Origin of the sequence: Morganella sp. TYF_1 (genome assembly GCF_043105645.1) — a bacterium.
GTDB lineage: Bacteria > Pseudomonadota > Gammaproteobacteria > Enterobacterales > Enterobacteriaceae > Morganella > Morganella morganii_B.
Map to the genome: position 1 here is coordinate 315010 of NZ_JBICLU010000026.1, position 15898 is coordinate 330907.

Below are 15898 nucleotides of genomic sequence, written 5' to 3' on the forward strand. Positions count from 1 at the left end.
ATCACACTCTTTTACCGGGCGTGTCAGGAAATATGCTGATGGCACCGGGTTACCATACCCGGGTGAATAAGGAAGGCACGGTGCTGAATCATAGTGATAATATTCAGCACCGCAAGTACCTGTTTATTTCAGTGTATACATGGTCAGTACAGTATAAGTGACATCTTTTTCATCATTTATCTGTACCAGGTTGGCATTGCTGACCACCCCCACCACAACGTCGGTATCTTCTGATTCATATTTGCGCTTAAACTGCCCGATTTTTCCTTTGGCAACCTTTGCCAGGAACGGTGTTTTACGGTCATATTCTTCATTTATCCCGGCCGGTTTGCCGTAGATTTTTTCCATTTCCGCATTTACTTTATCATATTCATTCAGTAATACGGCCTGATCATGGCTCCAGACACCAAAGCGGGATATCGCATTCAGCTTCTGCCCTTCCGGTGAAAAGACCGTCATAAAGAATTGCTTTTCAACATCCGGTGATGCCAGTGAGCTGCATAACTGCCCGCCGTCACGGGTTGTGGTGCAGTCAAAATCATCGAGGTTCAGCGCTTTTAATTCTGCGGGCGTCTGCCCCCATGTAAAGCCCCATGGTGCTTCCGGTGTTTTACTTCCCGTACCCGCACAGCCGGATAATAATGCAGCCATAATCCCTGATATAAAAAATTTTCTCATTGCCCCGCCCGTATACATTGCGTTACTTATTACCGATCATACCAAAGACCGGCAAGTGACCAGAAGCCTTACTGTCGCTTTATTCATCAAAATCAGATTTGATGAAGCTGTTACTGCGTAATTATACGCTTTATTCCGCAGATATCCGGCGTATCTGCCCGGTTCCGCACGATTTAATCAGCCAGACGGATATCAAGCACCCGCAGCAGATTCAGGGCCTCGTATGCGGAAAATGTGGCTTTGGCGGTTTTGTTTTCACGGACATCGATATAAAAAGAGTGAGAGCCGGTAAAATCCGCACCTTCCAGATTGGTGTGCATAAACAGGGTATCAGTTAAATCACAGTCCTGTATAACGGATTTATTCAGCTCAGTCTGTCTGAAATCCGCATTATGGATCCGGCAGGATTCAAAGTGAGATTCATGCAATCTGAGGTCAAAAAAGTTATTACTGTCTAAAATACACGCTTTAAACACCAACTGAGAATAAAAATCAAACGTCGGCCAATACGCTTTTGTCCAGTCAATACCAATCATTTTCGTGCCGGTAAATTCAGTACCGGAAAACCGGGTTTCCGGAACCGCCAGTAAACTCATATTACATTGATCAAACACACAGTCCGTAAAACGGCACTGCTGCACAACCGCTGAGCTGAAATCACAGCGGATAAATGTGCAGTCCTCAAATACCACATCACGGATTGTCCGGTCACTGAAATCCGCTTTTTCAAACCGGGCGCCGCTATATTCCTGTTTATCTGAAATATCCGCCATGAATTACCTCCGTCAGGTTTTGACTCTCTTCAGAAAGTACGTGTTTGCCGGATATTTTCATAGTCCTTATCCGTTTTGACAGCAAATTTTTTCTCCTGCACCCGTCCCTCACTTACCAAATCCCTTTTGTTCTCAGCTGTTCCCTGTAAATCTCCTGATTTTCACGGATAGTATTTATTGTGCTGTTTTTATAAGGATCGTCCTTATTCCTTTCATATTTTTCCGGTTGTGTACCAGATGAACCACATCCGGACAAAAGCAGCAATATAAACAAGCTCACTATTTTTCTGGTCATTCTGTTATCCCTTTTGATGATAGCTCTGTGTGGAAAAATGCATTTTACGCATTAATACGTAATCTGTATTGGTATAATTTTATTATTCTGTGCAACATTCAGATTATTCTACCTTTTAAAAAAGGGCAAATACTGTAAACCTTCATAGCAGTATAAATCATATGATTTTCGTAAATGAGGTAAGTATGTCTGTCAGTAATAAGACTGTTTATTCTGTATGCACCAGATTAACATTGATGGTTATGAAGCTGACCAGCCTTGAGCGGGTTATTACCGTTGGCCAGTATTTTGAACGGGCTGCAGATAAATCACTTCTTCAGCGACTGATTGAAGATAATAAAGATCTGAGCACACCTTTTTCTTCTTTGGATAAATCAAACAAGGAATGCAACGCTGAGTTGATTAACTATCTGAATAATGAAATCCGCGAATACGCCGCATCAGAAATAAAGGAAAATTATGCTGCGCTGAAAAACGGTAATCTGCTGGTTGTAAAAACATTCAATACCATCATGCAAAAACACGCTTAAATTTTAGTCGCTATCATGACTGCCATCAGGGTATGTTGTCAGTCATGATATATATTCAGGCAGTACTCACCGGTGCCTGAAATGAGTAACAGAAGGTAATAACGAATAATATATCAGGTTATTATTATTATCACCTCAAATGTTACATTACTGTTGCAGTTGTTTTCCTTTTGATACAAACAAGCGTTTGATTTCTCCTGCTTATAACGAATTATCATTTTTGATAAATAATCCCCTCTGGTATGTATTGAATTCAGTTCAAAACAACAAATAAAGAATATTGCCATTAACACAATGAAATAAAAGATATTTCCTCATTAATTATGAGACTTAAAAGTAAATAAAAACAAAATGTTACGTAACAAACACTAAAGATATTGATACTTTTGCCTTCATCTTTTCAATCATGACGCGTATACCTTATTTTCACAATCACACATCATTTTCTGATGAGAATCGTTGTCTGAACATACATACAACAACGCCATTTATCTTGCTTATTGCAGCGTAATTAACTGCAATTTATGCTGTGAGTGGCGAAAAAGTTGATATATTCAATTATAATAATTATAAAAAGAATATCATCGTATCAGTCACCTCACTGAAAAACCCAGCAGATGCGTATTGCTACAACAGAGAGGTGTTATTTACCCCCTCGTTAATCAGATGTTTTATTTTCATTTAAAAATCAACTTGTTACACAACCCCTCATTTCAGTATTGCCCTTTCTTGTGCCCGTTGCACTATCTGTATATTTCCAGTTTTAAATTTTACTTTCTATTTTTTGTCCCTTTTTATTGCGGATTTTATTTATTGACAACTAATATAAGGCTTGCATATTATGCGCAATATACTGTTTTTACCTTACAGACACTTTCTATTATGGTATTTAAAATATACGTTTAGTTTAATGACGTCCTGATGGTATCTTTATGCAGCCCGATAATTGCCACGCACTTAGTTGTCAACACCAGGTCTTTAAAAAGGAACTTCATGCAGTTATAGGCCAGGAAATTAAAATTTTACGAAAATCAAAAGGTATCACCGGCTATGAATTAGGTACAATAATACAGCTATCACAGCAGCAAATATCCCGTTATGAGAATGGTGACAGTGCTATTCCGCTGGATACACTGATATTAATACTGCGTGTCTTTAATATATCACCGGAAAAATTTATACACAGAGTATTATTTATTTTAAACAGAGATCCGGATTCAAAAAAATTACTATCTCATATGTCAAATCACTTTAATTCTTATACTGATGGCAGCTATCTGGGAACATTTGAACAATATAAACATAATTAACATATTTAAGATTACACACAGCATTTTATTTAAGGGCATCGCGTATGAATGAGAGAGAAATCAGTCTCTTTATCGGTCAGCAAATTATGAGAAAACGGAAATCATCCGGTCTTTCCGGCAAAGCACTGGCCGAATTATTAGGATTAAGTCAGCAGCAGATATCCCGTTATGAGCAGGGTGTTACTAATATAAGAGCCAGCACGCTGTTACAGCTCTCTTTTTTATTTGATGTCGATGTCAAAAGCTTCTTTATTGATTGTATCGAAACAAATAATCGACTAAATACACTGAATTATAAAGAAAAAAAGAGTCAGGAAACTGACTGTGACATGATCACGATTGATATGAAGAACAGAGGAAGGGGTAAAACCCGCAGTAAAAGATAACCACACCAGAAAGAACCAACAGCCCGTCCCCGTCATCCCGGATCATGCCGTTCCGGGCTGTCATCCTTTTTAATCGATACGTATCCGAATCCCCCGTCCTTCTGCTATCATTGCGTCCTTATTTCAGATTTCCGTTGCCGTGCGGCCGGCCTGACACAGGCACCAGCCAAACCCGTTAAGAACAGTAAGACATGAATACACCGAAAGAACAGTACAACATCAATAAGTTGCAAAAACGCCTGCGCAGCCATACCGGCAAAGCGATCGCAGATTTTAATATGATTGAGGACGGCGACCGCATTATGGTTTGCCTGTCCGGCGGCAAAGACAGTTACACCCTGCTTTCTGTTCTGCAGAGCCTGCAGCAGAGCGCCCCAATCCGTTTTTCCCTGGTGGCTGTGAATCTCGATCAGAAACAGCCGGGTTTCCCTGAGCATATTTTGCCGGAATACCTGGAAAAACTGGGTGTTGAATACAAAATCGTCGAAGAAAATACCTACGGAATTGTGAAAGAGAAAATTCCGGAAGGGAAAACCACCTGCTCCCTGTGTTCCCGTCTGCGCCGGGGGATTTTGTACCGTACCGCGACTGAACTGGGTGCAACAAAAATCGCCCTCGGACATCACCGTGACGATATTCTGCAAACTCTGTTCCTGAATATGTTTTACGGCGGAAAACTCAAAGGCATGCCGCCGAAGCTGATGAGTGATGACGGTAAACATGTGGTCATCCGCCCGCTGGCCTATTGCCGCGAGAAAGACATTGAGCGTTTCGCCGAAGCCAAAGGGTTCCCGATCATTCCGTGTAACCTGTGCGGCTCTCAGCCGAACCTCCAGCGGCAGGTGATAAAAGATCTGCTTCGTGACTGGGATAAACGCTACCCGGGCCGGATTGAAACCATGTTCCGCGCGACCCAGAATGTCGTGCCATCGCATTTATGTGACACTGAACTATTCGATTTCAAATCTATCCATCACGGCAGTGAAGTCGTCGATGGCGGTGATCTTGCATTTGACCGCGAAACTCTGCCGGTTCAGCCGGTATGGGATGATGAGGATGATGACCGCGAAAACCCGGATTTCACAGAATTGCGTCTGGATGTGACGGAAGTGAAATAATCGCGCTGTTATAGTGCCGTGCCACGGAAGGCACGGCCTGAATATTGGCGGGTTTGTTTCAGGCAAAAAAAAAACCGATGTATAAAATACACCGGCATGATAATGGTCAATATTCTGTATAAGAACTCAATATGAGAAAAACTACAATTATGGAGCACAACGTTCATCGCTCAACGTTGTATTCACCTGCGGGAGTAATAGTGCCCTAACCGGGCGCTGCATTTCTTGATATATCTCAAGTCCGCTACGTAAAATCATATAAAAATGCACGTTTTTACAACCAGTTACTCTTACGTAACCACCAGGCAACAAATCCGATAACACCCGCCAGCCCCACGCAGAACAAACTGAAGGCAAACGGAAAATCCCCTCCCGGAATCCCGCCGAGGTTGACCCCGAACAATCCGGTCAGAAAGGTTGTCGGCAGAAAGACCATTGCCAGCAGCGACATAGTGTAAGTACGCCGGTTCATGGCATCCGCCATCATATTAGTAATTTCATCCGAGATAACCGATGTCCGTGCGATACAGGCGTCAATATCGTCAATAATCCGTCCCAGACGGTCACTGATATCGGTCAGCTGGTGTCTGTCCTGATCTGAGAGCCAGGTGTAACGCTCGGAGGCCAGCCGGGAAAACACATCCCGCTGCGGTGCCATGTAGCGGCGCAGTACAATCAGTTGTTTGCGCAGCAACGCCAGCTCCCCGCGTGCCGGAATATGCTGATCGAGTATCGCATCTTCCATATCAATCAGGGTATCGTGCAGATCTTCAATAAAATCCGCCACTTCATCGGTGATACAAAATGCCGCTTCCGCCAGCCATTCGCCGGTATTTTTTACCCCTTCCCCGTTCTGTAAGTCATCCTGAATGGTCTGAATGGAATGTACTTTACGGTGGCGGGTGGAAATAATATAACTGCCGCAGATCCAGATACGGAAAGCCACCAGCTGATCCGGCCGGTCGCCGTCATTATTGTTGATAGTTTGCAGGGTTATTAATGCACCTTCGCCGATACGGACGGCCCGCGGGCGGATCACCTCTTTCGTCAACCCGTCACGCGCCTGCGGCGGCAATAGTTCCGTTTCACACAGCCAACGCTGATTTCCGCCGGAAAGGTAATCCAGATGCAGCCATACCGGCTGTTTTATCCCGGCAACCGCATTGACGTCCACCGGCGTACAACCGCCCTCTCCGTCAAACTGCACCCGGCAGATGGGATCTGTTCCCTGAAAAGCAGATCCGTACAAAGCGCTCATGCGTCTCTCCCCATTGTCCGTGAAAACAGCAGCTGAGTGTGTTCAGCCGGTGCCTGCCGCCGTCCGCAGCAGGCGCCCGAAGCAGGCTTAGTGTTTAATAATATAGAGATTATGGCTGTATGCCACATCTTCCGGATTATTGACCGGATATCCCTTCAGCCACGGTTTTATCAGACGACCGTTGGTATACTGATAGATTGGTGCTATCGGCATGTCTTCCGCCAGCAGTTTTTCCGCGTCGTTATAGTCGGTATTACGGGCGCTGTCATCCGTTTCCAGCGCGGCGGTTTTCAGCAGAGCATCATATTTTTCATTGTGATACTGTGCGATATTGCCGCTGTGTGTGCTGGTCAGCAGAGACAGGAAGGTTGACGGCTCGTTGTAATCCCCGACCCAGGAGGCACGGATCACATCAAAATTACCGGTATTGCGGCTGTCGATATAGGTTTTCCATTCCTGATTGACCAGTTTCACTTCCGCACCCAGTTTTTTCTTCCACATCGACCCGATGGCAATGGCAATTTTCTGATGGTTTTCCGAACTGTTATACAGCAGGGATAATTTCAGCGGATTGTGCGGACCGTAACCGGCAGCGGCCAGCAGGGTTTTTGCCTGGCTGTCGAGCTCATCCTGTGTAAATTTCTGGTACAGGCCCGGCTCCGGTGTAAACCCGGCAGTGACATCCGGTGTGAAATGCCAGGCCGGTTTTTCGCCCGTACCCAGTACCTTCTCTGCGATCACCGCACGGTCAATGGTCATGGACAACGCCTGCCGCACACGCGGGTCATTCGTCGGTGCACGCTGCGTGTTAAAGGCGTAATAATAGGTACCGAGCTGATCCGGGATATAAATCTGATCGGGGATCGCCTTTTTCAGTTTCTGATACTGATTTTTCGGGAATGATTCCGTGATATCCAGATCATTGGCCAGATAGCGCTTGGTGGCCTGAGATTCATGGTTAATCGGCACAAAGGTGACCGATGTCAGTACTGTGTGTTTGTGATCCCAGTAATGCTTATTGGGTGTCAGGACAATTTTTTCATTCACTACGCGATCATGCAGAACAAACGCGCCGTTACCGACCAGATGCCCGCTACGAATCCAGTTGTCACCGTATTTCTCCACCGTGGCGCGATGTACCGGGAAAAGGCTGAAGTTTGCCGCTAAGCTCGGGAAGTACGGCACAGGACGGTCTAACGTGACCCGCAGTGTCCGGTTGTCAGCGGCTTCAACACCGAGGGTGTCCGGCAGCATTTTGCCGTCGATAATCGCCTGCGCATTTTTAATCCCGGCCAGCGGTGCAAACCAGGCAAAGGTTGAGAGATTTTCCGGGTTCACCAGCCGCTGCCAGCTGTAGACAAAGTCCTGTGCCGTTACCGGTGAGCCGTCTGACCAGCGGGCATCGTCACGCAGGCGGAATGTCCACACCTGATTGTTGCGGGTCTCCCAGGAGAGTGCGACACCGGGTACCGGTTTGCCGTCCGCCCCCTGGCTGGTCAGCCCTTCAAATAAATCACGCAGGATCTGGGCCTCGGTCAGTCCGACCGCTTTAATCGGATCCAGAGACGCGGGTTCATCCTTCAGATGCCGGTAAACCGATTGTTCTTTTGCCAGCTGTGTGCCGGCCGGAATGTCCGCCGCTGTTGCACAAAATAGTGAAGAAAAAGTGAAAAACGTCCCGGCAAGAAGTGCGGAACGGGAAAATTTTGCTGGCCTGAACATAACACGCGCCTTGTATTAAAAATGGTAAACCGATAGATTATCTGATGATTACCGAAACACAACAACCGGATATTACATTTTAATTAACGATATGCGGTGAGAATACACCTGCAAGGTATTTTTGATACCAATAATGATGAGCCCGTTCAGAGGATGATAAAAATGACACAAACAGTAAAACTTCAGGGTAATGATGTTCTGGTTTACGGCGCACTTCCGCGTGCCGGTGAGAAAGCCGTACCATTCAAATTAGTCGCTAATGATCTGTCAGATGTCCAGCTCACCAAATTCGCCGGGAAGCGTAAGATTCTGAATATTTTCCCGAGTGTGGATACCGGTGTCTGCGCCACGTCTGTGCGCAAATTTAATGAAACTGCAGCAAAACTGTCCAATACCGTGGTGTTATGTATTTCCGCGGATCTGCCGTTTGCACAGTCCCGTTTCTGCGGCGCGGAAGGTATTGAGAATGTGGTGATGCTCTCCACCCTGCGTGATCCGGAATTCCGTGAGAATTACGGTGTCGGTATCGGCAGCGGCCCGCTGGCCGGTCTGTGCGCCCGTGCGGTGATCGTACTGGATGAGAACGACACGGTGATTTACAGCCAGCTGGTCGGTGAAATCACCGAAGAGCCGGATTATGACAGCGCGCTGAATGCACTGAAATAAGTTACCCGTATCGGTAAAAAAACCCCGCTACCGGTGACGGTCGCGGGGTTATTTTTTATTACGGGAGTGAATTATTCCTCTTCACCCTCATCCTCTTTTACCGCACCGCGCCGCTGGCTAAGCCCGTATTCACGTAGTTTGTTGGCGATAGCGGTATGTGAGACATTCAGACGCTTCGCCAGTTTGCGGGTGCTCGGATAGTGACGGTAAAGCCGTGTCAGTACAGAGCATTCAAACCGTTTGGTGATATCATCCAGCGACCCGCTGAGAATATCCTCACTGAAACCAATTTCTGCTTCCAGCTCCGGCAGAACGATATCCTGCGGACGCAGCAATGCCCCTTCCAGTGAAGAGAGTGCCTGATAAATCACATTGCGCAGCTGGCGGACGTTGCCCGGCCAGTGATAGGCACAGAGAAATTGTCCCAGTTCCGGCGCAAGGCGCGGCTCCTCACAGCCCTGCTCTTCGGAAAAACGTTTCACGAAATCGCGGGTCAGCGGCAGGATATCTTCCTGATGCTCACGCAGCGGCGGAATGGTCAGCGTCAGCACATTGAGGCGGTAATAGAGATCCTCACGGAATTTGCCTTCCTTCACCAGTTCCAGCAGATTTTTCTGGGTCGCACAGATAACCCGCACATCCACTTTCACCTCATGCTCTTCCCCGACACGGCGGAATGTGCCGTCATTCAGGAAACGCAGCAGTTTGATCTGCATCTGCGGGGACATTTCCGCGATTTCATCCAGCAGAACTGTGCCACCGTTAGCCTGCTCAAAGAAACCTTTTTTCGGCTCAGTGCTGTTGGCGTAAGCTCCGGCTGCATAACCGAACAGCTCAGTTTCCACCACATCGTCCGGCATCGAGGCGCAATTCAGCCCGAGGAACGGCTGATTTCCGCGTACACTGTAGAGATGACAGGCTTTGGCGAACACATCTTTCCCGGTGCCGGTTTCACCAACCAGTAACAGCGGGGAATCCATTTTTGCCATGCGCTGTGCCTGCTCGACCACATGGCGCATTTTGGCGCTTTTCGCCACCAAATCATCAAAGCTGCCGGAATGCATCACCTGCATGCGGCGCTTCTGCCCGCTGGTACTCTCACTGACGGTGCGCAGCAGCACAACCGCACCGATAGTGGCAGAGGCGTCATCTTTTTCGTCAAAATTAATCGGCGTCACATTCAGGGTATAAGAGCGGCCTTTGAGTGTGATACTTTCCTTGTACGGCGCGGGTTCATCATCCTCAATCCAGCGGATGAAGTTGAACTGGCTGAAATAGTAAGTGATGTTGCGCTGACGGATGCGCTCTTCGGTAGTGGCAAACAGGGAGAGTGCCGCGCTGTTGGCCAGTTCAATATTGCCGCGCAGGTCGAGGGATAAAATCGGGTCTTCCAGAGATTCGAGCAATGCCCACATGGCGCGCTGTTCGCGCTCAGACGGCATAAAGTGAACAGTTCTGACATCCACCACGCCCTGAATCCGGCGGATCTCAGCCATCAGAGACTGAAACACAGAAAAATCGATCTGCATAAAATTGAGGTATATCCGGCCGTTACGGGCAATTTCGATGCCTTTGAGGTCGATATTTTGTAATACCAGCAGATCCAATAACTCCCGCGTCAGTCCGATTCGGTCCTGGCAAATTACTTCCAATCGCATCGTTACGATCCTATTTACACTTAAGTTATTATTTTCCCGTTAATTGAAACTGATTTTACGGTATAAAATGAAAACTGTCACGATTTGTTGACACAATAAATGCGTTCCTGCGGTGTTTCTCCACAGTTCCGTGTGAAAAGGCAATAAAAGTACAGATATGTCAGTCGGTTAACGACGATTTATTCAGCGCGGACGGCAAACCGCGCCGGAGAGGTGGTACAGCGACCCGCAGGGAGCATAGCGGGATTGTTATGAAAAAAACAGTGATCAGGTACGAATTTCTGCATAAAAAGCCGGATGACATCACAAAATGCGCATCCGGCAGGGTTATCAGCTACAGGGCGGATTTTTCCGCACTCTTCCCTTTCGGGACTGCCTGTTTAAGCTGCTGTAACAGCTGTTTACGGAAATCCGTCAGTTTGGGTTTATCCGTTCCGGTCCAGGGCAGCGGGCGGCACAGTTCCATCGCTTTGATCCCCAGACGGGCAGTCAGCAGCCCGGCACCCATACCTTGTGCGGCACGGGCGGATAACCGTGCAGTGATGTCCTGAGAAAGCCAGTCCATCCCCACTTCGCGGATAAGCTCGGAAGCACCCGCGAAAGCAATATTGAGGAGTACCAGTTTAAACAGACGCAGGCGGCTGTAATACCCCAGTTCAATACCGTAAATCGCCGCGACTTGGTTGATCAGCCGGATATTACGCCAGGCAATAAAGGCCATATCCACCAGTGCCAGCGGGCTGACGGCTATCATCAGCGCAGATTCCGCCGCGAAACGGCTGATCACCCGGCGCGCCTGTTCATCGGTTACCGGCTGAACGATCTGACTGTACAGCGTCACCACTTCGCGGTCATTATGGCTGCTCTGTAACAGGCTCTGCCATTGCTGTAACGCGGGATGGTGTGACGGGATATTGGCCTGTTTTGCCAGTTTTTCACAAAATGCACGCCCGTCGCCGATACGGTGACTTTGCAGCAATTCCTCTGCCGCTTCGCGCTCTGTGGCCCGCTGGCGCAGCCGGTACATACGCCGCCATTCCGTGATAACCGATCCGGCAGCGGCAATCAGCACCAGAAAGGTGGCAGCAATGCCGCCGAGGGCTGTCCAGTCATTACCTGTCCATGCATCATTCACCCACTGAATCAGTTGCGCGACGGCGCTGATCCCCAGCAAGCCGCCCGCCACAAAGACCAGTTTACGCCACAGACTGCGCCGGGGTTTCAGAGCCTGAATCAGCAGGGCTTCCGCTTCCCCGTCTGACGCCTGTTCTGCCGTGAATTCCGTGCGTTCAAACTGTGTGCTGTCATCATCCGCAAACTGCTGCGCCGGTTTTATGGTGTCCTGTACCGGCGGTGACAGCGGTGCTTCCTCAAAATCAATCCGGGATTTGATCGGCTCACTCATGACAGTTTATCTCCCAGTAAAAATTCCATCGCACTGTCCATCCGGATATGCGGCAGCGGCGTATCCATCCGCATCGGTAATGGCCGGAAGGATTCAAACTGAAACCCCTGCTGCTGCCAGAAGTCTGCATCCGGCAGCCGTTTCGGTACTTCGCCGGGATAAAAGGTCAGCGGGGTGTTATCTGCCAGCCGGGTGCCCTTCAGCGCGGGCATTTTTTCCCCGTTATGCATCACCATGCCGTATTCCGTGGCCTGTACTGACGCCAGCCCGGTGCAGTCCATTTTAATCCCCTCAAAAGCGGCCTGCTGCCAGGCTGACTGCGTCAGCTGCTGAAGCAGTGCCACGAGATTGGCGTGCTGATCGGCGGTAACATGATCCGCTTTGCTGGCGGCAAACAGCAGTTTGTCGATACAGGGGGAAAACAAGCGGCGTAATAGTGTGCGTTTGCCGTAATGGAAGCTCTGCATCAGTTGAGTCAGTGCCAGACGCATATCCGTAAATGCCTGCGGCCCGCTGTTGAGCGGGGTCAGGCAATCCACCAGCACAATCTGTCGGTCAAAATGCTGAAAATAGTGCTTATAAAAACCGTTGACCACGTGGTCACAATAATACTGATAGCGATCGCGCAGCATACCGAGCACACTGCTTTTCGCCGCTTTGGCGAGCCGGGACGGGTCGGGCATCAGGTCGGTGATAAACGGGAAAAATTGCAGCCCCGGCGCACCAGCCATATCCCCCGGCAAGACAAAACGACCGGGCTGGATAAAGTGAAAACCCGCCGCTTTGCAGCGGTGAAGATAATCGGTATACGCCTGTGCAATGGCCGCCAGTTGCTGTTCATCTGCCGGCGCATCAGGATCAAGCTGACGGCACAGTGCCAGCCACGGCTCTGCCCATTCACCCCGCTCACCTTTGAGCAGGGTTTTCATCTGCTGCGACCAGGTGAGGTAATCCTGTTCCAGCATCGGCAGATCCAGCAGCCACTCTCCCGGATAATCGACGATTTCCAGGTAGAGCGTGGACGTTTCTTTAAAGTGACGCAGCAAACTGTCCTGAGTGCGGTAACGCAGTTTCAGGCGGATTTCGCTGACACCGCGTGTCGGTACCGGCCAGTCCGGTGGTGTGCCGTACAGCGAGGCCAGCCCTTCATCATAGGCAAAGCGCGGCACCCCGAGGTCCCGCTGCGGAATACGTTTCACGCCGAGAATGCGCCCGTCACGGGCAGCCGAAAACAGCGGCAGACGCGCACCGCTCTGTACATTCATCAGCTGATTAACAAACGAGGTAATAAAAGCGGTCTTGCCGCTGCGGCTCAGTCCGGTAACGGCAAGACGAAGATGACGATCCAGCCCCCGGTTGACGAGGGCACTCAGCTCATTTTGCAGTCGTTTCATAATTCTCCGGTGTAAAACGGCCAATCACTTTTTTCATACCGGCACGGATAACAGGCTCCAGTACCAGGATTGCCGCCCCGCGCAGAGCAGGACGGGTAACCGATTTCAGAATCACCGCGGCGATACCGCCGGGCGCCGCCGCCAGTGCCGCGGTGGTTAACAGCTGCGCCCCGGTTTTTCCGGCCCGCAGCAGGGTGTGTTTATCCGGCCACTTCATACTGTTCTCCGTCTGACAGATTACAGGTCACGGAAGCGGCGGTTGAGCGCATATTGTTCCGATGTCACATAGCGCTCAATGTCGCGGATCCGTTTTTCGGTGCGCGCCTGGCTGCGTTCTGTCTGCTCCAGCAGCATGGCGGCATTCACTCCGCCGTCGCGGCCGGGATAATCACGCGGCACCACCGGCAGAATCATTCCCATCAGGATATAGAGCGTGATGGTCAGCCAGAAAAAGCCGGTAAAGGTTGCCACCACCGCCATCACGCGGATCATCCAGGCCGGTACATTAAAATAGTTGGCAATACCGGCACATACGCCCCGGAACATACCTTCATCCGGATAGCGGTACAGTTTACGTGACTGAAATTCCATTATGATTGCCTCCAGCCCGGATTTTCCGCATCCAGAATCGCTTCCAGGGTTTTGATCCGCGCTTCCATCTGCTGAGCATTTTCCGCCAGCGCCGCAAGGCGCCGGGTTTCAAATTCACCGGCCCGGCTTCCCCGCTGACTGTTATAGTGCAGCCATAACCAGATCGGCAGCACGAACAACACGAAAATTGTCAGTGGTATACCTAAAAATACAAATGCCATATTTTTGTCCTTAATGGTATTAATTCAGGAAAGCCTGTTACCGACCTTATTCGCCCTTTTCTTCTTTTTCAAGACGTGCTTTGATGGCCGCGATTTGCGCGCTGATCTCATCTTCCGCTTTCAGCTCGGCAAACTGCTGTTCCAGTGATTTTTCTTTTCCCAGACCATAGCTTGCGGCTTCACCTTCCATATGGTCAATCCGCGCCTCAAACTGCTCAAAACGGGCCATTGCCTCATCCATCCGGCCGCTGTCGAGCTGACGGCGCACTGCGCGGGATGATTTTGCCGCTTCGTGACGCACCACCATGGATTGCTGGCGGGCACGGGTTTCGGTCAGTTTCTGTTCCAGTTCGTTAATTTCATTTTTCAGCCGGGCGATAGTTTCGTCCAGAATAATCAGCTCATGACGCAGGGTATCGACATGGCTTTCCACACGCTGTTTTTCCAGCAGTGCGGCACGCGCCAGATCTTCTTTCCCTTTGACAATCGCCAGTTCCGCTTTTTCCTGCCAGTCACTCACCTGACGCTCACCGCTTTCAATCTGACGTGACAGATTTTTGCGTTCTGCCAGGGTACGGGCAGAGGTGGAGCGGATTTCCACCAGCATATCTTCCATTTCCTGAATCATCAGGCGGATCATTTTCTGCGGATCTTCCGCTTTATCCAGCAGTGATGCAACGTTGGCGTTAATGATATCGGCAAAACGTGAAAAAATTCCCATGATTGATGTCCTTTTATCAGCAATTATGTCTTATGACACGTTTACTATTACAAGATGCGTGCCAACTCCGTTATTTTTTTTACCCGATTGTTTTTTCTCAGGTTTATTTATTTCCCTTTTGTCATGACTTTTTGTAAAGTGGTGATATTCACCATTTAATGGTCAAATTACTCATGAAAAATAACACTGACACCCTGATCGGTATCGATAATACCTTTCTCGATGCGCTGGAAAAAGTGTCGCGGCTGGCAAAAATTGCCCGTCCGGTACTGATTTGCGGCGAACGGGGCACCGGTAAAGAATTATTTGCTCACCGCCTTCATTATCTCTCTCCCCGCTGGGATGAACCCTTTATTGCACTGAATTGTGCGGCACTTAACGATAATTTGCTCGATTCCGAACTGTTCGGACATGAATCCGGGGCTTTTACAGGCGCTCAGCGCCGCCATCAGGGGCGTTTTGAGCGGGCGGACGGCGGTACCCTGTTTCTTGATGAACTCGGTACCGCGCCGCTGACCGTGCAGGAAAAGCTGCTTCGGGTGATTGAATACGGGGAATTTGAGCGTGTCGGCGGGCAGCAGCCCCTGAAAGCGGATGTACGGATTGTCTGCGCCACCAATGCGGATTTACCGGCGCTGGCGGCAGAAGGAAAATTCCGCGCCGATTTACTCGACCGGCTGGCTTTTGATGTCGTCAATATCCCGCCGCTGCGCGATCGTCCGCGCGACCTGACCGAACTCGCCGGTCATTTTGCCGTGCAGATGTGCCAGGAGATGGGCACGCCGTTTTTTGCCGGTTTCTCCCCGCATGCCCTGCAACAAATGCAGAGTTATCACTGGCCGGGCAACATCCGTGAGCTGAAAAATGTGATTGAGCGATCCCTGTACCGTCAGGGGGATACCACCGAACTGCTGGCGGAACTGGTAATCAATCCGTTTGTCACCGCACCGGTGCCTTCTGCAAACGTCGCAGCACAGGCACTGCCGCCGCTGCCGTTCTCCCTGAAGCAGTGGCAGCACACACAGGAAAAGGACGCGCTGGATGCGGCATTACAGCACGCGCAATATAATCAGCGGGAAGCAGCACAATTGCTGAATCTGACCTATCATCAGTTTCGCGGGTTACTGAAAAAACATGCTGCTAACCCGCAACCGGATTAAATGCTTCCGTTT

Annotated in this window: 17 protein-coding genes; 6 read left to right on the forward strand and 11 right to left on the reverse strand. The window is 49.3% G+C overall.

Annotated features, from left to right (window positions below; translation table 11 throughout):
- Window positions 1-123 precede the first annotated feature (123 nt).
- Together ACF8OF_RS14760 and ACF8OF_RS14765 are read right to left on the reverse strand one after the other, a co-directional pair.
- The gene (locus ACF8OF_RS14760) at window positions 124-651 is read right to left on the reverse strand and encodes a hypothetical protein (RefSeq protein WP_262859453.1); all 528 of its coding nucleotides are present in this window, start codon (window positions 649-651) and stop codon (window positions 124-126) included.
- Window positions 652-851: 200 nt separating this feature from the next.
- Entirely contained in the window at window positions 852-1451 is a 600-nt protein-coding gene (locus ACF8OF_RS14765; RefSeq protein WP_392497046.1) for a pentapeptide repeat-containing protein, read from the reverse strand.
- A 480-nt stretch (window positions 1452-1931) separates the two neighbouring features.
- Here ACF8OF_RS14765 and ACF8OF_RS14770 point away from each other — a divergent pair, with 480 nt between their 5' ends.
- From ACF8OF_RS14770 to ttcA, 4 genes are all read left to right on the forward strand, one after another.
- The gene (locus tag ACF8OF_RS14770; RefSeq protein ID WP_262859455.1) at window positions 1932-2276 is read left to right on the forward strand and encodes a hypothetical protein; all 345 of its coding nucleotides are present in this window, start codon (window positions 1932-1934) and stop codon (window positions 2274-2276) included.
- A gap of 932 nt (window positions 2277-3208) precedes the next feature.
- Window positions 3209-3586 (forward strand): helix-turn-helix domain-containing protein, encoded by a 378-nt coding sequence (locus ACF8OF_RS14775; RefSeq protein ID WP_262859456.1) that lies wholly within the window; start codon window positions 3209-3211, stop codon window positions 3584-3586.
- 44 nt (window positions 3587-3630) lie between these two features.
- Window positions 3631-3972, forward strand: a complete 342-nt coding sequence (locus ACF8OF_RS14780; protein WP_262859457.1) for a helix-turn-helix domain-containing protein — start codon at window positions 3631-3633, stop codon at window positions 3970-3972.
- A gap of 191 nt (window positions 3973-4163) precedes the next feature.
- Complete coding sequence (gene ttcA, locus ACF8OF_RS14785; protein ID WP_392497047.1) at window positions 4164-5090, forward strand: tRNA 2-thiocytidine(32) synthetase TtcA; 927 nt, start codon at window positions 4164-4166, stop codon at window positions 5088-5090.
- Between the two features lie 274 nt (window positions 5091-5364).
- On the opposite strand, the gene zntB is transcribed toward ttcA, so the two are convergent.
- Together zntB and ACF8OF_RS14795 are read right to left on the reverse strand one after the other, a co-directional pair.
- Entirely contained in the window at window positions 5365-6348 is a 984-nt protein-coding gene (gene zntB, locus ACF8OF_RS14790; protein ID WP_262859458.1) for a zinc transporter ZntB, read from the reverse strand.
- An 87-nt stretch (window positions 6349-6435) separates the two neighbouring features.
- On the reverse strand, window positions 6436-8070 hold the full coding sequence (locus tag ACF8OF_RS14795) for an ABC transporter substrate-binding protein (RefSeq protein ID WP_392497048.1): 1635 nt from the start codon (window positions 8068-8070) through the stop codon (window positions 6436-6438).
- Window positions 8071-8232: 162 nt separating this feature from the next.
- On the opposite strand from ACF8OF_RS14795, the gene tpx reads away from it, so the two are divergent.
- Window positions 8233-8736 carry a thiol peroxidase gene (gene tpx, locus ACF8OF_RS14800; RefSeq protein ID WP_052927546.1) on the forward strand — a complete coding sequence of 168 codons (504 nt, stop codon included), beginning with the start codon at window positions 8233-8235 and terminating at the stop codon, window positions 8734-8736.
- A gap of 71 nt (window positions 8737-8807) precedes the next feature.
- Here the strand turns inward: tpx and tyrR are convergent, their stop codons facing one another.
- The 7 genes from tyrR to pspA all read right to left on the reverse strand — a co-directional run bounded on the left by tyrR (window position 8808) and on the right by pspA (window position 14726).
- Entirely contained in the window at window positions 8808-10394 is a 1587-nt protein-coding gene (gene tyrR, locus ACF8OF_RS14805; RefSeq protein WP_392497049.1) for a transcriptional regulator TyrR, read from the reverse strand.
- Window positions 10395-10728: 334 nt separating this feature from the next.
- Entirely contained in the window at window positions 10729-11799 is a 1071-nt protein-coding gene (locus ACF8OF_RS14810; protein ID WP_392497050.1) for a YcjF family protein, read from the reverse strand.
- A complete protein-coding gene (locus tag ACF8OF_RS14815) occupies window positions 11796-13193 on the reverse strand; it encodes a YcjX family protein (protein ID WP_025152966.1) in 1398 nt (465 codons plus the stop codon). The genes ACF8OF_RS14810 and ACF8OF_RS14815 overlap by 4 nt, the downstream gene beginning before the upstream one ends.
- Complete coding sequence (locus ACF8OF_RS14820) at window positions 13174-13410, reverse strand: hypothetical protein (RefSeq protein WP_004235505.1); 237 nt, start codon at window positions 13408-13410, stop codon at window positions 13174-13176. Before ACF8OF_RS14820 ends, ACF8OF_RS14815 begins: the two co-directional genes overlap by 20 nt.
- 20 nt (window positions 13411-13430) lie before the next feature.
- A complete protein-coding gene (pspC, locus tag ACF8OF_RS14825) occupies window positions 13431-13784 on the reverse strand; it encodes an envelope stress response membrane protein PspC (protein ID WP_025152968.1) in 354 nt (117 codons plus the stop codon).
- Window positions 13784-14005: an envelope stress response membrane protein PspB gene (gene pspB / locus ACF8OF_RS14830; protein WP_024473219.1), complete on the reverse strand. Its 222-nt coding sequence runs from the start codon at window positions 14003-14005 to the stop codon at window positions 13784-13786. The genes pspC and pspB overlap by 1 nt, the downstream gene beginning before the upstream one ends.
- A 46-nt stretch (window positions 14006-14051) precedes the next feature.
- Window positions 14052-14726, reverse strand: coding sequence for a phage shock protein PspA (pspA, locus tag ACF8OF_RS14835; RefSeq protein WP_262882801.1), 675 nt, complete (start codon window positions 14724-14726; stop codon window positions 14052-14054).
- A 173-nt stretch (window positions 14727-14899) separates the two neighbouring features.
- On the opposite strand from pspA, the gene pspF reads away from it, so the two are divergent.
- Window positions 14900-15886, forward strand: coding sequence for a phage shock protein operon transcriptional activator (gene pspF / locus ACF8OF_RS14840; RefSeq protein WP_392497051.1), 987 nt, complete (start codon window positions 14900-14902; stop codon window positions 15884-15886).
- Window positions 15887-15898: the final 12 nt, after the last annotated feature.

Excerpts from the sequence above, each read along its gene's own strand:
- ACF8OF_RS14760 (WP_262859453.1), bottom strand. The coding sequence starts at position 651 with ATGGCTGCATTATTATCCGGCTGTGCGGGTACGGGAAGTAAAACACCG.
- ACF8OF_RS14765 (WP_392497046.1), bottom strand. The coding sequence starts at position 1,451 with ATGGCGGATATTTCAGATAAACAGGAATATAGCGGCGCCCGGTTTGAA.
- ACF8OF_RS14770 (WP_262859455.1), top strand. The coding sequence starts at position 1,932 with ATGTCTGTCAGTAATAAGACTGTTTATTCTGTATGCACCAGATTAACA.
- ACF8OF_RS14775 (WP_262859456.1), top strand. The coding sequence starts at position 3,209 with ATGCAGCCCGATAATTGCCACGCACTTAGTTGTCAACACCAGGTCTTT.
- ACF8OF_RS14780 (WP_262859457.1), top strand. The coding sequence starts at position 3,631 with ATGAATGAGAGAGAAATCAGTCTCTTTATCGGTCAGCAAATTATGAGA.
- ttcA (WP_392497047.1), top strand. The coding sequence starts at position 4,164 with ATGAATACACCGAAAGAACAGTACAACATCAATAAGTTGCAAAAACGC.
- zntB (WP_262859458.1), bottom strand. The coding sequence starts at position 6,348 with ATGAGCGCTTTGTACGGATCTGCTTTTCAGGGAACAGATCCCATCTGC.
- ACF8OF_RS14795 (WP_392497048.1), bottom strand. The coding sequence starts at position 8,070 with ATGTTCAGGCCAGCAAAATTTTCCCGTTCCGCACTTCTTGCCGGGACG.
- tpx (WP_052927546.1), top strand. The coding sequence starts at position 8,233 with ATGACACAAACAGTAAAACTTCAGGGTAATGATGTTCTGGTTTACGGC.
- tyrR (WP_392497049.1), bottom strand. The coding sequence starts at position 10,394 with ATGCGATTGGAAGTAATTTGCCAGGACCGAATCGGACTGACGCGGGAG.
- ACF8OF_RS14810 (WP_392497050.1), bottom strand. The coding sequence starts at position 11,799 with ATGAGTGAGCCGATCAAATCCCGGATTGATTTTGAGGAAGCACCGCTG.
- ACF8OF_RS14815 (WP_025152966.1), bottom strand. The coding sequence starts at position 13,193 with ATGAAACGACTGCAAAATGAGCTGAGTGCCCTCGTCAACCGGGGGCTG.
- ACF8OF_RS14820 (WP_004235505.1), bottom strand. The coding sequence starts at position 13,410 with ATGAAGTGGCCGGATAAACACACCCTGCTGCGGGCCGGAAAAACCGGG.
- pspC (WP_025152968.1), bottom strand. The coding sequence starts at position 13,784 with ATGGAATTTCAGTCACGTAAACTGTACCGCTATCCGGATGAAGGTATG.
- pspB (WP_024473219.1), bottom strand. The coding sequence starts at position 14,005 with ATGGCATTTGTATTTTTAGGTATACCACTGACAATTTTCGTGTTGTTC.
- pspA (WP_262882801.1), bottom strand. The coding sequence starts at position 14,726 with ATGGGAATTTTTTCACGTTTTGCCGATATCATTAACGCCAACGTTGCA.
- pspF (WP_392497051.1), top strand. The coding sequence starts at position 14,900 with ATGAAAAATAACACTGACACCCTGATCGGTATCGATAATACCTTTCTC.